Origin of the sequence: Sphingobium scionense (assembly GCF_014197035.1) — a bacterium.
GTDB lineage: Bacteria > Pseudomonadota > Alphaproteobacteria > Sphingomonadales > Sphingomonadaceae > Sphingobium > Sphingobium scionense.
Genome location: NZ_JACIEU010000007.1, coordinates 185,907 through 199,922 on the forward strand (window position 1 = coordinate 185,907; position 14,016 = coordinate 199,922).

General features: G+C 64.4%; 13 protein-coding genes. 2 read left to right on the plus strand and 11 right to left on the minus strand.

What is annotated here, in order from left to right:
- Positions 1-82: 82 nt before the first annotated feature.
- The 6 genes from GGQ90_RS10280 to GGQ90_RS10305 form a co-directional block, all read right to left on the minus strand.
- Complete coding sequence (locus tag GGQ90_RS10280) at positions 83-1,462, minus strand: ATP-binding protein (RefSeq protein WP_188082067.1); 1,380 nt, start codon at positions 1,460-1,462, stop codon at positions 83-85.
- The gene (locus GGQ90_RS10285) at positions 1,459-2,178 is read right to left on the minus strand and encodes a response regulator (RefSeq protein WP_007709060.1); all 720 of its coding nucleotides are present in this window, start codon (positions 2,176-2,178) and stop codon (positions 1,459-1,461) included. The genes GGQ90_RS10280 and GGQ90_RS10285 overlap by 4 nt, the downstream gene beginning before the upstream one ends.
- Before the next feature lie 126 nt (positions 2,179-2,304).
- The gene (locus tag GGQ90_RS10290; RefSeq protein WP_188082068.1) at positions 2,305-2,982 is read right to left on the minus strand and encodes an EF-hand domain-containing protein; all 678 of its coding nucleotides are present in this window, start codon (positions 2,980-2,982) and stop codon (positions 2,305-2,307) included.
- A 195-nt stretch (positions 2,983-3,177) separates the two neighbouring features.
- Positions 3,178-4,398 (minus strand): argininosuccinate synthase, encoded by a 1,221-nt coding sequence (locus tag GGQ90_RS10295; RefSeq protein WP_188082069.1) that lies wholly within the window; start codon positions 4,396-4,398, stop codon positions 3,178-3,180.
- 293 nt (positions 4,399-4,691) lie between these two features.
- Positions 4,692-5,684: a hypothetical protein gene (locus tag GGQ90_RS10300; protein WP_188082070.1), complete on the minus strand. Its 993-nt coding sequence runs from the start codon at positions 5,682-5,684 to the stop codon at positions 4,692-4,694.
- A gap of 161 nt (positions 5,685-5,845) precedes the next feature.
- The gene (locus GGQ90_RS10305) at positions 5,846-6,046 is read right to left on the minus strand and encodes a DUF4169 family protein (protein WP_188082071.1); all 201 of its coding nucleotides are present in this window, start codon (positions 6,044-6,046) and stop codon (positions 5,846-5,848) included.
- 85 nt (positions 6,047-6,131) lie between these two features.
- On the opposite strand from GGQ90_RS10305, the gene GGQ90_RS10310 reads away from it, so the two are divergent.
- A complete protein-coding gene (locus tag GGQ90_RS10310; protein WP_188082072.1) occupies positions 6,132-7,127 on the plus strand; it encodes a LacI family DNA-binding transcriptional regulator in 996 nt (331 codons plus the stop codon).
- A 33-nt stretch (positions 7,128-7,160) separates the two neighbouring features.
- On the opposite strand, the gene GGQ90_RS28990 is transcribed toward GGQ90_RS10310, so the two are convergent.
- The gene (locus tag GGQ90_RS28990) at positions 7,161-8,552 is read right to left on the minus strand and encodes a sugar transferase (RefSeq protein WP_223178193.1); all 1,392 of its coding nucleotides are present in this window, start codon (positions 8,550-8,552) and stop codon (positions 7,161-7,163) included.
- A gap of 381 nt (positions 8,553-8,933) precedes the next feature.
- Between GGQ90_RS28990 and GGQ90_RS10320 the strand changes: the two genes are divergently transcribed.
- Positions 8,934-9,080: a hypothetical protein gene (locus GGQ90_RS10320; protein ID WP_223178194.1), complete on the plus strand. Its 147-nt coding sequence runs from the start codon at positions 8,934-8,936 to the stop codon at positions 9,078-9,080.
- A gap of 5 nt (positions 9,081-9,085) precedes the next feature.
- Here GGQ90_RS10320 and GGQ90_RS10325 read toward each other — a convergent pair whose 3' ends face one another.
- From GGQ90_RS10325 to GGQ90_RS10340, 4 genes are all read right to left on the minus strand, one after another.
- A complete protein-coding gene (locus GGQ90_RS10325; RefSeq protein WP_223178195.1) occupies positions 9,086-9,703 on the minus strand; it encodes a response regulator transcription factor in 618 nt (205 codons plus the stop codon).
- Positions 9,633-11,501: a PAS domain-containing sensor histidine kinase gene (locus GGQ90_RS10330; protein ID WP_246428194.1), complete on the minus strand. Its 1,869-nt coding sequence runs from the start codon at positions 11,499-11,501 to the stop codon at positions 9,633-9,635. The genes GGQ90_RS10325 and GGQ90_RS10330 overlap by 71 nt, the downstream gene beginning before the upstream one ends.
- 419 nt (positions 11,502-11,920) lie before the next feature.
- The gene (locus tag GGQ90_RS10335) at positions 11,921-13,387 is read right to left on the minus strand and encodes a lipopolysaccharide biosynthesis protein (protein WP_246428195.1); all 1,467 of its coding nucleotides are present in this window, start codon (positions 13,385-13,387) and stop codon (positions 11,921-11,923) included.
- Positions 13,388-13,396: 9 nt separating this feature from the next.
- Positions 13,397-13,963, minus strand: a complete 567-nt coding sequence (locus GGQ90_RS10340; protein ID WP_246428196.1) for an acyltransferase — start codon at positions 13,961-13,963, stop codon at positions 13,397-13,399.
- Positions 13,964-14,016 lie beyond the last annotated feature (53 nt).

Sequence of the window (14,016 nt, forward strand, 5' to 3'; positions counted from 1 at the left end):
CTGCGCTATCGGGCCTGTGCCCCTCCACCACTCGCTACGCGAGCGGTCCCCCTCCCCAAGCGATCTTGGGGAGGAATGGCCCTTAGGCCGGGAGGACGAGGCTGGCTTCGAGGCCGCCGCCGGGGCGGTTGGCGAGCTGGAGCGATCCGCCATGTTCGGCCATGATCGCGCGGACCAGGGCCAAGCCCAGGCCGGCGCCGCCGGTCTCCCGGTTGCGCGAGCCTTCGAGCCGGGTGAAGGGCTCCATCATCTCGCCCATCTTGTCCTCGGCAATACCCGGCCCTTCGTCGGCCACGATGATGCGGATCGCGCCATCCTGATGCTGGACGCTGACATGGGCGCGGTCGCCATAGACGATCGCGTTTTCGATCAGGTTGCGCAGCGCACGGCGGATCTGCTGGGCGCGCACGAAGGCGACGGCGCGATCGCTGTCGATCATGTCGACCGGTGAACCCAGTTCGATGAAATCCTCCACGACGGCGTCGGCGAGCGAGGTGAGGTCGACCTTCTGCGCGGTCTCGCTGCTGCGGCCGGCGCGGGCGAGCGAGAGGATGTCGTCGAGCATCCGGTTCATTTCCTCGATCGTCTGCGACATGCGGGCACGTTCGCCCTCATCCTCGACCGATTCGGTGCGGACGCGCAGCGAGGCGAGCGGGGTGCGCAGGTCATGGCCGATGGCGCCGAGCATCCGGTCCTTTTCATCCAGCATGGCGATGATCCGCGCGCGCATGGCGTTGAAGGCGGTGGTGAGCTGGCGCACGTCGCCCGGTCCGCTTTCCTCGACCGGATCGGCCAAGCCGGTCCTGGCGAACTGGCGGGCGGAGCCGGTCAGTTGCTTGAGCGGGCGGGCGAAGCGACGCCCCATCCACAGCAGCGGGATCAGCACGATGACATAGAGGATCAGCGTCTGGGCGACCAGCCAGCCGCCAAAGCGTGGCGGGCGGCTGCCGATGCGCGCCTCCGTCGACAGCCATTTGCCCGGCTCATATTCGACAGCAAGGGTCAGGCGACCGACACGATGGTCGCGCGGCGCTTCCCCGGTGGCGCGGCTGCGTATCTGTTCCCAGCGGCGCAGCGGCATGATGCGGCTATCCTCGGCCGCGGCGATCGCATGGACGGTGAGGCCGATATCCTCGAACATGGCGGCGGCGCGCGCCTCGACATCGGGGCGCGGCTTGCCGGTCAGGGTCGGGCGCGTCGTTGCAAAATCGACATTGCGACGATCCCGGTCACGATCCTCGCCCTGTTCCCGATTGTCCCGCCCCGGCCAGCGATCGGGCCGGACATCGAGCGCGTTGATGACGCGATAGACGACCGGCGCGGTCTGGCTGGTCAGCTCGACCCGGTTGCGTTCGCGCAGCAGCAGGCCGAAATTGATCGCCTGCGCCACGAACAGCGCGATCGCGACCAGGACGATGATCTGTCCAACCAGGCTTTGCGGCCAAAGGCGCAGTTGCTTCACAGTTTGCGGACCTCCGCAGACAGGGTGTAGCCGCCGCCCCAGACGGTCTTGATCAGCGTCGGGTTCTTGGCATCGGGCTCGATCTTCTTGCGCAGCCGGCTGATCTGGTTGTCGATCGCCCGGTCGAAGGCATTGGCCTCGCGCCCCTGGGTGATGTCGAGCAACTGGTCGCGGCTGAGCACCTGATTGGGCCGGGTGGCGAAGGCCATCATCAGATTATATTCGGCGGTCGAGAGGGGCAGAGAGACGCCCTCGGCATCGACCAGGGTGCGTTCCTGCGTCTTCAGCAACCAGCCGGCAAAGGCATAGGTGGCGCCGTCGGGCGCGGTGACGCGCTGGCCGCCGGTGGCGACGCGGCGGAAGATCACCTTGATACGGGCGACCAGTTCGCGCGGCGAAAAGGGTTTGAGCACATAATCGTCCGCCCCCATTTCCAGCCCGACGATGCGGTCGGTCTCTTCGGAGCGGGCGGTGAGCAGGATCACCGGAATCTCGCTGGTCTCGCGGATGTGGCGACAGAGCGACAGGCCATCCTCGCCAGGCATCATGATGTCGAGGATGACGAGGTCGATGGCATTGGCGGCCAGACGCAGCCGCGCCTCCGCCGCATTCTCGACCGCCGTCACGCGGAAGCCGTTGCGGGAGAGATATTGGGCCAGCGGCTCGCGGATCGATCGCTCGTCATCGACGAGCAGGAGATGGGGTCGTTCGCTCATGGTCCGCTTGTGTCATGGGAGGGAATGGGTTGGAAGGGCGAAGGCGGCAGGGGGAACCGTCTTCGCCCTTCCCGTTCTGGCCGACCTCCACCCACAAGGGGGCATGGGCGGGGCCGGCCGAGACGATCAGTTGGCGGGCGGCGGCGGTGCCTGGTCGGGGCCGGGGCCACGGCCCGGACCACGATCATGGCCGCGACCGGGACCACGCATAGCCTGGCGGGCGGCCTTCATTTCCTCGGCCGTGACCTTGCCATCCTTGTTGGCGTCGGCCTTGTCGAACATGGCGAGCGGGCCGACCATGAATTCCGCCTTGGTCATCGTGCCGTCCTTGTCGGCGTCACCGAAGCCGGGGCCACGGTGCATCATGCCGCGGCCGGGACCGCCATGGCCACGCCCACCCCAGCGCTTGCCGTCGGGGCCGCCGGGCTTGCCGGCTTCAGGGCCGCGATCGGCGCGAGGCTGGTGGCCGGCCTGATACTCGGCCTTGCTGATCTGGCCATTCTTGTCGGTGTCGAGCGCGGCGAAGCGTTCGTCCAGACGCTGCTGGCGGCGGATGTCGCGATCCTCCTTGGTCAGCTTGCCATCCTTGTTGGCGTCGAGCTGGGCAAAGCGGGCTTCGAGCGAGGCGGTCAGTTCCGCCTTGGTGATGGTGCCGTCCTTGTTGGCGTCGGCCATCATCATGGGACCACCGCGCATGCCGCGCGGCCCCGGACCACCATCCTGCGCGAAGGCGACATGGGTGGCCGCCAGCCCGCCGACGAACAGCGAACCGACCGCGACGGTGGCGAAGAAATTGCGGAGCATTGGGTCTTTCCTTCCAAGTTCAGTCGTGGATGTCGTGTCAACCATCCTTGACGTCGCTTATCGGCAAGACTTGTCCCGCAACTTTGTCATGTCACCCGATAAGTTGTCGCAATTTGTATCTGGCGGAAAAGAGAAAGGCCCCGGCCCGCTCATGTGCGGACCGGGGCCTCCCCCGAAACATCAATGCCGCGCTAATCAGAGGCCGTCACGGCGGCCCAGCAGGCGCAGGCGGAGCGCGTTGAGCTTGATGAAGCCCGCCGCGTCGCGCTGGTCATAGGCGCCGGCATCGTCTTCGAAGGTCACGACCTTCTCGCTGTAGAGCGTGTAGGGCGACTTGCGGCCGACGACATAGACGCCGCCCTTGTAGAGCTTGAGGCGGACCGTGCCAGTCACCTTTTCCTGGCTGTGATCGATCGCAGCCTGGAGCATCTCGCGCTCGGGCGAGAACCAGAAGCCGTTATAGATCAGCTCGGCATATTTGGGGGCCAGCTCATCCTTCAGATGGGCAGCGCCACGGTCGAGCGTGATCTGCTCGATGCCGCGATGGGCGAGGTGATAGATGGTGCCGCCCGGCGTTTCGTACATGCCGCGCGACTTCATGCCGACGAAGCGGTTCTCGACCAGGTCGAGACGGCCAATGCCATGCTTGCGGCCATATTCGTTGAGGGTTTCGAGCAGCGTCGCCGGCGACATGCCGACGCCGTTGATGGCGACGCCGTCGCCACGCTCAAAATCGATCGTGATATATTCGGGCGCGTCAGGCGCGTCTTCCGGGTTGACGGTGCGCGAATAGACGAAGTCCGGGGTCTCCTCCCACGGATCCTCCAGCACCTTGCCCTCGGAGCTGGTGTGCAGCATGTTCGCGTCGGTCGAGAACGGGCTTTCGCCACGCTTGTCGCGCGGGATTGGGATCTGGTGCTGTTCGGCGAACTCGATCAGCCGGGTGCGGCTGGTCAGATCCCATTCGCGCCAGGGCGCGATCACCTTGATGTCGGGCTGCAGCGCGTAATAGCCCAGCTCAAAGCGGACCTGGTCATTGCCCTTGCCGGTGGCGCCATGGCTGACGGCGTCGGCGCCCAGCATCTTGGCGATCTCGATCTGGCGCTTTGCGATCAGCGGACGGGCGATCGAGGTGCCGAGCAGGTAGAGGCCTTCATAGAGCGCATTGGAGCGCATCATCGGAAAGACATAGTCCTTCACGAATTCCTCGCGCAGGTCGTCGATGAAGATATGCTCTTCCTTGACGCCCATCAGGCGGGCCTTGGCACGGGCGGGTTCCAGTTCCTCGCCCTGGCCGAGATCGGCGGTGAAGGTGACGACTTCGCACTGATAGGTCTGCTGCAACCATTTCAGGATCACGCTGGTGTCGAGGCCGCCCGAAAAGGCGAGGACGATACGATTGATCTGGTCGGACATGGTGGGCGACTCTTCATGCAGGCCAATATTGGCGTGGGATATAAACCGCGCGCCGGTAACAGGCGGGACGGGCCAGCGCAACAGCGCGACGGCGCCTGTTGGAGGCCGCGGGCCTTAACTTCCCATATTTCCCGCAGATTTTGACATAATCTTGCTGGACGCTGATCCTATCGGAAAGCGCGATCTTCTCCCCTGCCCGCTGCTTCTATCAGGCGAAGCGGACTGTAGGACAGGCAAGACAAAGGGGACGATGGCGGGCCACCGTCCCCTTCTCCTTCAACGCGGAGCGCCGATCAGTTGGTGCGCGGCTTGAACAGGCCCGGACGGGCGCGGTCGCTGCCGAAGCGATAGACGGTCTGGCTGCGATCGGTCGCCGCGGCGCTGGCCGGGGTTGCGACCGGCGCGGCGCGGGCGACCGGATCGGCCGTGCGGAGCGCCTGCCGCTGGGCGAGCAGGAAATGCGCACGGCGGCGGCGGTTGCGCTGGGTCAGGAAGGGATTGTCGCGGCTGGGGGCAGCGGCGACCATCGCGTCGACATCGCCGGTGGGCGCCGGGGCAGCAGCCAGCGGGGTGCGCGCAGCAATCGGAGCAGCGGGTGCGAGGGGCATCGGCGCCGGGGCCGGGCCGGTTTCGATCGGCGCGATCATTTCACGCTCGGCCTCGACACGCTGACGCCGACGGCGGACGACAGCGGTGGCGCCAAGGCCGACCAGCAGCAGCGAACCGCCACCCAGCGCCAGCAGCAGCGCCGGATCGATCAGGGCCGAGGACTGTTCGGCCGGCGCGGCAGCCGGGGCCGGTTCGGCAACCGGGGTCACGGCGGCCGGTTCCGGAGCTGGCGTTGCGGCCGGGGCTACGGGCGCCGGCGCTTCGGTACGTTCAGCCGCAGCCGGGGTCGGAGCAGGCGCCGGAGCGGGTTCAGAAGCACGTTCAGACTGGCGGGCTTCCGCGCGGCGCGGTGCCGGGGTCGCAGGGGCAGCGCGGCTTTCCTGTGCGGCAGGCGCTTCAGGCTGCGGCTCCGGAGTCGGCGGGGCCTGTTGCACGACCGGCTGGCTGGGCTCGAAGACCGGCGCCGCCGGAGTCGCAGACGGTGTGGCAGGCGCTGCGGGTGCGGGCTCTGCCGCCGGCACCGCAGGCGCGATATCGACAGGCGCCGTTGACGGCGCCGTAGGCGCGGCCGGCGGGGGCGTCATCATCTCCTGCGCCAGCAGGGGCGTTGCGGACAATGCCAGGACAGCGGCGATCGCGGCCGAGGCGGGACGGATGGATCGAATATTCTTGGTCATAGCGATAGATCAACCGCCGACCATCGCCATTCGCCTCAAACATATCGTCAAATGCGGGACGATCTGTTTTTCAATATCGATGAATTGAAAAATACCCTCTCAATATGAATGGATATTCATTCCGAACATGAACAACAGATTTATATCATGACTTCACGACATCAAGCATCGCCGTCAGACTTATCCTTATTTTCAAGGCGCGACCCATCCAGCAAAGACGCCTTGCGACGTGCTTCTTTCTCATCGGCAAGTTTCTGCGCCTTTGTCCGGCCGAACTTGGCGCGGTTGCTGTCTGCCGCCTGCGCCTTGTCCGCCCGATCCCTGGCCTTGCGCGCCAGACGAAAATTAATGACGTTGCTCATCTTCCACCCTTCCCACTATGAGGCATAATGCCATACCGCCCCATGGCGAGGCCAGCCGCCTTCGGACCGGCCCTATAGGAAAATCATGCCCAGCATCCATGACGTCGCCGCCCTCGCCAAAGTCTCGATCAAGACGGTGTCCCGCGTTGTCAACAAGGCGCCCAACGTCAGCGACGAACTGCGCGAACGGGTGAATGCGGCGATCGAGCAGCTGGGTTATCGTCCCAACCAGTCGGCGCGGCGGCTGGCCGGTGGCCGGTCCTTCATGATCGCCTATCTCTACAGCAACCCCGCCCCCGCCTATACCGGCGGCATCCAGTCGGGCGCGGCGGCGCGCTGCCGCGACCTGGGCTATCATCTGGTGGTGGAGCCGATTTCCGATGCTGGCGAGGAGCGGATCGAAGTGCTGGACCGGCTGGTCGCGGCACTGCGCCCGGACGGCGTGTTCCTGGTGCCGCCGCTGTCCGACGACGCGCTGCTGCTCGACCGGCTGGTGGCGCTGAACCTGCCCTGCGCCCGGATCGCCGGCACGGCGGAGGCATCGAAGGGTGGCATCAACATGCCGACGCCCGAACATGCCGCCGGGCGGATGGTGGCCGATCATCTGACGACGCTCGGCCATCGGCGGATCGCGGTCATCACCCCGCCCCCGACCCACAAGGCGGCCTTGCAGCGCGTCGAGGGCTTTCGCGAGGGGATGGCGGCGGCCGGACTGCCGATCGACGACAGCCTGTTCATGCAGGGCAGTTTCGATTTCGCGTCCGGCATCGCCTGCGCGCAGGCGCTGTTGCAGCGGGATGACCGGCCGACCGCGATCTTTGCGACCAACGACCCGATGGCGCTGGGTGTGCTGACGCTGGCGCATGATCTGGGCCTGCGCGTGCCCGAGGATCTGTCCGTCGCCGGGTTTGACGACACGCCCGCGAGCCGCACCAGTTGGCCGCCGCTGACCACCGTGCGCCAGCCGCTGGACCATATGGGCCGCGCCGCGATCGACGCGCTGATCAACGGCCCGGGCGAACCGCCGCGCTTCACCTTCTCGCTGGTCGCGCGCGGCAGCACCGGACCAGCGCGCGAATGATCGCCTAGTCGGCCCGCATTTCCGGGCAGGACATCAGAAAGCCTTCTGATGGACCAGCACGTTGAAGGTCCGCAGGAGGATGCCCACGTCGCGCGCCAGGCTCCAGCCGTGCAGATATTCCAGATCGGATTCGATCCGCCGCAAAATGTCGGCGCGGGTTTCGGTCGCGCCGCGAAAGCCCCGGATCTGCGCTAGGCCGGTAATGCCGGGCTTGAGCGCGTGGCGATGCCAATATTGACGATCGACCTGCCAGAAATAGGCGTCCTCCGCCGTCGATCCCAGCGCATGGGGGCGCGGGCCGACCAGGCTCATCTCGCCCAGCAGCACATTGAACAGTTGCGGCAGCTCATCGATGCTGGTGCGGCGGATCAGGCGTCCGATCCGCGTCACCCGGTCGTCGCTCCGCCCGGTCGAGCGGCTACCTACGGCGTCGCCGCGATCCGCATGCATGCTGCGGAACTTGTAGATACGGAACAGCCGGTTGCCGCGGCCGATCCGCTGTTGACGGAAGAAGATCGGCCCTGCGCTGTCGAACTTGATCGCGATCGCGACCAGCAGCAGCAGCGGCAACAGGGCGATGAGCAACGGCACGGTGAGAGCGATGTCAAGCAGCCGCTTGCTCGCCCGGTCCGCCAGGTTGAGCGGACCACGCGCAACCACCAGGGTCGGTGAACCCAGCCAGCCACCGACCGCCAGCGGCATGGTTTCGCCCACTTCCGGCACGACGACTTCGCCCTGGACATTGCTGCCCTTGAGTATCTGTGCCCAACTGGCGCGCCGCGCCGCCGGGCAGAGGACGATCGCCCGGTCATAATCGCGCAGCAACATGCCAAGTTGATGCAGCTTGAAGGGATCATCTTCCTCCGGCCGCAGTCCAATATGGCAGGCATCGATCACGGCCGCGTTGCCACAGTCATTGGGCAGCGCACAGCCATCCACGATCAATATCTCGGCCAGGAGCTGGCTGCCAAAGCGGCGGCGCACGGCATGGGCCACCAGCGATCGCTGCACCAGCAACAGCCCCAGGCTGCTCGCGAGTCCCGCAAGCACGGCCGAGCGCGGCACGACATCGATCGCCTTGAGCGCGAACACCACCAGGAAGAAGAGCAGCATCGTGCCGCCCAACGCCAGCGTCACGGTGCGACAACTGATGGCCGCGCTGGTCAGGCAGGAGGCGGCATAAGCCTGACTGTGGAAAGCGATGATCGCGAAGACCGTCGCGCCGGCAGCCAGCGATGCGGCGATGTCGCCGCTCAATCCGGGCAGCGGCGAAATCCGGACGCCCGCGCCGAAACCGACGAACAGGGCCACGCCGTCCAGCATCACCAGCAGGAGGCAGAGCCACAGGCGCACATTACGCTTCACCATTGGCGAGCGCGCGCGGTTGCCGGTTCGGACCTGCAATGCGAAATCTGGGTTTGGCATAGGGCTACCCCTCTCTTGTCGCCATGACGGCCCATGATCGGGCATCGACCGCCATCTGCCTGGGGAGGTTCAGGACCAGGCCCACCCCCGCACTGCTACAAAAGCACATAGGCAGCATGGACAATCAATCCGTGCCACTACCTATCATATTGAACCGCTTTATTTCATGCCATCATTTACAAAATAGACTCAGCACAATTCCACACAACAACAAATCAAGATTAATCACACGCTGTTTCTGTATTGCTACGTATGGGAAAGGCGACCCATTCTTGCCATAACATAGCAAACGGAGCGAGGATCGGAATGCGCGTTGCCCTGACCATAGGTCTTGCGATCATCCTTTGCATATGGGTGTGCGGACTTGGTCGACTGTGGCGATTGCAGAGCGCCTCTCAGGCCAGTTTGAAGGTCGAACCGATCGACCGGTTGTTCGCGATATTCTGGCTGCCGATCGCGATACTGGCGCTGATCGCGGCCCTGCCGCTGATGGCACGCCAGTGGCTGGCCCGCCGGCAGCGATATTGACATTCTCATCCGTCGAGCCGCCGCCCGATGCCCGCCGCGAACGCGACCCGCAGCGCATCGGACAGGTTGCGTGTCTTCAACTTCGCCATCAGATTGGCCCGGTGGATCTCGATCGTCCGCGGACTGATCCCCAGTTGCAGCGCGATATGCTTGTTGGGCAGGCCCATCGTCAGGCCGGCCAGCACGTCCCGCTCGCGCGGCGTCAATTTTTCGACCAGCGCCTGCGCTTGCATCGTCCGCTGCCGCCGCGCGCCATTGTCGTGCAGCACCGACCAGGCATTCTCCACCGCCTGCAGCAGGCTTTGCCGCTCGAACGGCTTGACCAGGAAATCGACGGCGCCCATCTTCATGGCGGCAACGGTCACGGCGATATCGCCATGGCCGGTCAGCATGATGACCGGGAAATTGAGGTCAGCCTCGTTCAGCCGGCGCTGCACTTCCAGCCCGTCCATGTCGGGCATCCGCAGATCCAGGATGACGCATCCTGCCGGTTCGGTCGGGGCGGCGGCGAGGAAATGCGCGCCGCGCTGCCAGGTGCGGACCGAATAACCTTCAAGCTCCAACAAGAAGGCGGTCGCTGCCCTGACCGAATATTCGTCGTCCACGATATGGATCGTCTTCATTCCGTCCACAGAGAATCCCTTTCTTGCGCTTCAATGTGAAACAAAAGCAGCTGCCCGCTGGTGTGGGTTCGACCCAGATCCGCCCCCCATGGGCCTCCACAATCGTTCTACAGATGGACAATCCGACCCCTGTTCCTTCTTCCTTGGTACTGACGAAGGCATCGAACAGCCGCTCCCGGATTTCGGCGGCGATGCCGGTTCCGGTGTCGGTGATTCTGACCAGCGTGGTAAGTTCGTCGATGCGCAGCGCATCGATGCTGAGGACGCGTTCATCCATGCCGCGCATCGCATCGATCGCATTACGGCACAGATTGCCGATGACCTGTTGAATCTGCACGGGATCGGCGAAGACCGGGCCGGCATCCGGATCGATCCGCAACACCAGCCGCACCTGTGCATTGGCGGCGGTCGATCGCACCAGCGCGATGCTGCTGCGGACCATCTCGCCCATATCCTGCACCTCCAGCTGCGCTTCGCCGTTGCTGGCGAAATCGCGCAGATGACGCATGATCGCTCCGGCGCGCACCGACTCTTGCGCTGCCAGATGGAATATCTCTTCCAGCTTCCTGCGGTTGCTGACGGTCAGGTGGCGCAGCAGGATGCCCCCGCCTTCCATATAGGCGGCCAGCGCGGTCAACGGTTGCGTCAGTTCATGCGACAGCATCGAGGCCATCGCGCCCATCGCACTATAGCGCGTTCCGTCCAGCATTTCGGCCTGCAGGATTTCGAGCTGGGCCTTGGTCGCTTCCTGCTCGGACAGGTCGCGGACAAAGGCGGTGAAGCGGGTTCCGCCATTCGCCTCGACCCGCACGAAGGTCATCTCGGTTGCGAAATTGGAGCCGTTGCAGTGTCGACCGATCAGCTTGCGCTCGACCTTTTGCGTAATTTCCACAATTCGGAACGGCCGGTCGTCCACCCGCTCCTCGCCCGACGGGCAGACCAGCAACAGACTTTCGAAATCCTGCCCCTGAAGCTCAGCCAGGCTGTAGCCGAACATGCGCGAGGCCGCTTCGTTGATATATTCGACATGGCCCTGCGCATCGAACACGAACACGCCGTCGGGCGCGGTCTCCAGGATGAGGCGCAATTCATTCTCGCGTTCCTGCAGCGCAAATTCATGCGCGCGTTCGAGGGTAACGTCGCGGATCAGATTGGCAAAACCCTGCAGCATCCCGTCATTGTCATAGAGGGCGGTCACCACGCAATTCTGCAGATAGCTGGTGCCGTCGCTGCGGTGGAAGCGATAGTCGAACTCCCAGCTGCCATGCTGCCTGGCCTGGACGAAAGCCTCTGCCAGACGTTCCTTTATGTCCGTCCTGTCGGGATAGAGCAGCCCGACATGACGGTGCATGATGTCCGGTGCCGACCAGCCGGTGAACCGCTCCGCCGCCCGGTTCCAATGCAGGATAAAGCCGGACATGTCGGTCATGTAGAGCGCATAATGCGCCGCGCCGTCGGTCAGCAGCTTGAGCTGCTTCATCAACCGGCTGACATGGGCGGCCTGGAACTCCGCCCGGGCGCGCCAGAAGGTCGAGCGCAATGCGACGACATTGGCGGCAATCAGGCTGAGCAGGAAGGCCGAGGAATTGGACAGACTGTCATCGCCGAAATCGATGTCGACCAGGCCATAGGCGGCCGCCAGTGCACCCAGGGCAGTCAGAACACCCGGCCCCGCGCCGAACAACATGGTCGCCGACAACGCCACCAGCGTGAAGATCACATAATATTCCGCCGCCAGCAGTTGCGGGCCGTCCACCAGGACCGCCCCCATCGCCAGAGCGAGGACCACCAGTGCCATGACATAGCGCCCCAGCCCGCTCCACGACACATGCCGCCGAAGACAGCGCAATCGCGACATCCAGAATGGGTATCGCAGCGGGTCAGCCGCCAGGAAGCGGGCAACATGAAACTTGCCGATAGCTGCAAACATAAGTCAAACCCCGCGCCTGATGCCCAGAATTATTTCAAATGTTGCGACCATCACCCTTTAAGGGTTTATATTGTGGGATTGGACGCCCTTTTCATGACCGCCCGACCGACCCTGACCTTATCTTGATCTGGATCAAATTTTGCAGGAAACTCTGCTGCATTGCAGAATATTTATCAACCGAACTACGGGAAGTATAGTAGGTAGTTTTACACAATATTCGAAAAATCAGATTTTTGCTTCAACGGCCCGAAGCCATTTCAACTCATAAATGATTTTACACCAATACCTTAACCTGACTGAACGCTCCTGTCGGCCCGCGCTCGCGCGAATTGGACCATGTCGATCACCAATGTCCGGCCCAGCAAGCCAAGGGCAATTGCGTAGAAGATCGCCCCCAAGGTGATAGTGCAAAGCAGCATGGCAAGGGGTGGGCTCCCCTGCCACTGCCCCCGGAACAGCCACAGGGCGAGCGCCATGAACAGCGAAGCAAGGATGCTGGGCTGCAGCGCCCGCCAATAGTCGCGCCAGCCGATCGGCAGCAACAGCATCACCGGCCAGACCGACAAGGGATAGAGAAGATAGGCCCGTGCCGTGAAGGCGGCGGCAACCGCCCAAAGGCCATAATGCACGGCGAAGAAGAAGGTCACGATATTGACCAGGGCATAGATGGTCGCCAGCCAGGTCTGCCATTGCGGCTTGCCCATGGCGAGCATCAGGGCCTGATTATAGATGCCGATCGCCTGCAAGGCGCCGAACAGGCTGAGATAGCGCATCACGTCCGCCGCCGCCGCCCAGCGCGGGCCGAACAGCAGGAAGATGAACTCGTCCGATATGATCGCCAGGCCGACAAAGGCGGGGGTGGTGATCGACGCGGTCGCCGACACGATGCGCAGGAACGCTGCCGCCAGACGGGCAGGATCGTCCTTCAGCCGGGAAAAGACGGGGAGCGCAACCCGCGACAGCGCACGGGCCAGCATGAGATTGGCCGCCAGCAGTGCGCGCTTGCCGACGGTATAGATGCCGGTGGCCGCGCCCCCCAGTGCAAGACCAACTACCATCAGGTCCGAATTGGCGTTGAAGAAATTGGCCGCGCCGGTGACGCCGACATGACGGCCGTAGAACAGGATCTCGCACGCATGTTCGCGCGAGAAGCGCAGGCGGGGCCGCAACGGGCAGGCAGCCCAGAGGATCAACGTGCCGACGACCGCGACCGCCAGATTCTGCGCGACCAGCGCCTGCACCCCATAGCCGGCAACAGCAAGGCCGATGCCGATACAGCCGCCGACGAAGGTGGAGATGGTCGAGCGGGTGGCCAGTGGCCGCATCTGCAGCGCCCGCGTCAGCCAGGCCTGAGGCACCAGATTGAGCGCGCTGAGGAAATTGGCGATGCTGAGCCAGCGCAGCACCCAGGCGAGGCCGGCATGCCCCGCCGCCGCTTCGGCCCAGTCCGCCAGGGCGAAGGTCGCGATCGACAGCAGCGCACCGGCGGCAGCGGCAATCCAGAAAGCGGTGTTGTCGAGTTCGGGATCCGCCCTGCCGCGACTGACCAGAGAGGCGCTGATCCCGGACAGCACGATCATCTGGAACCATTGCCCGACCAGCAGGGCGAGCGCGACGATCCCCAGCATGGTCGCATCGACATAGCGAGCGATCACCAGGAAAGTCAGGAATTGCAGCAACTGCACGCCCCAGCTTTCCATGATCGACCAGGCCATGCCCGATCGGACTGCGCGCCCAAGACCTGCGTTCGCCATGCCCGTCCCCTAGCTGCGTTGAAAACCGTCATCGGCGCGGACATGCTTGACGAAGGCGGCCGGGTTGCCGCGCCACAACTGGCGCGCGGGCACATCGTCGAACACCACTGCGCCGGCCGCCACCACGGCATGATCGCCGATCGTCACGCCCGGCAGGATGATCGCATTGCGCCCGATCCAGACATTGCGGCCGATCGAGATCGGACGGGGACGGACAGCCTGGTCCTGATGCACGGCGTGAAAGCTGGTATCGAACAGGGCAGCATTGTCACCGATCCGCGTGCCGTCCCCGATTTCGATCCGCGCAGCGCTGAACATGTGAACGCCGGTATTGAGGGAGACCTGGTTGCCCAGGATGATCGCGCCGTCGGCGGCAGTGCCGAGACGAATCCGGCTGGGTTCGTTGCGCAACCGGACGCGGTCGCCGATCACCAACCGTCCTTCGTTGCGCAGATAGGGCATGCCGCCCCGCACCCGCAGATGCTGACCCAACTGCCCGCCAATCGCCCGCACGCGCATCCGCGTCAGCCCGGCATAGAGGCGATCGAACTGGGCGGTCAGAAACAGGAATGGCATGACAGATGGCTTCCCACCATGACCGGATGACGGCGACACATCAGGACAGTCCA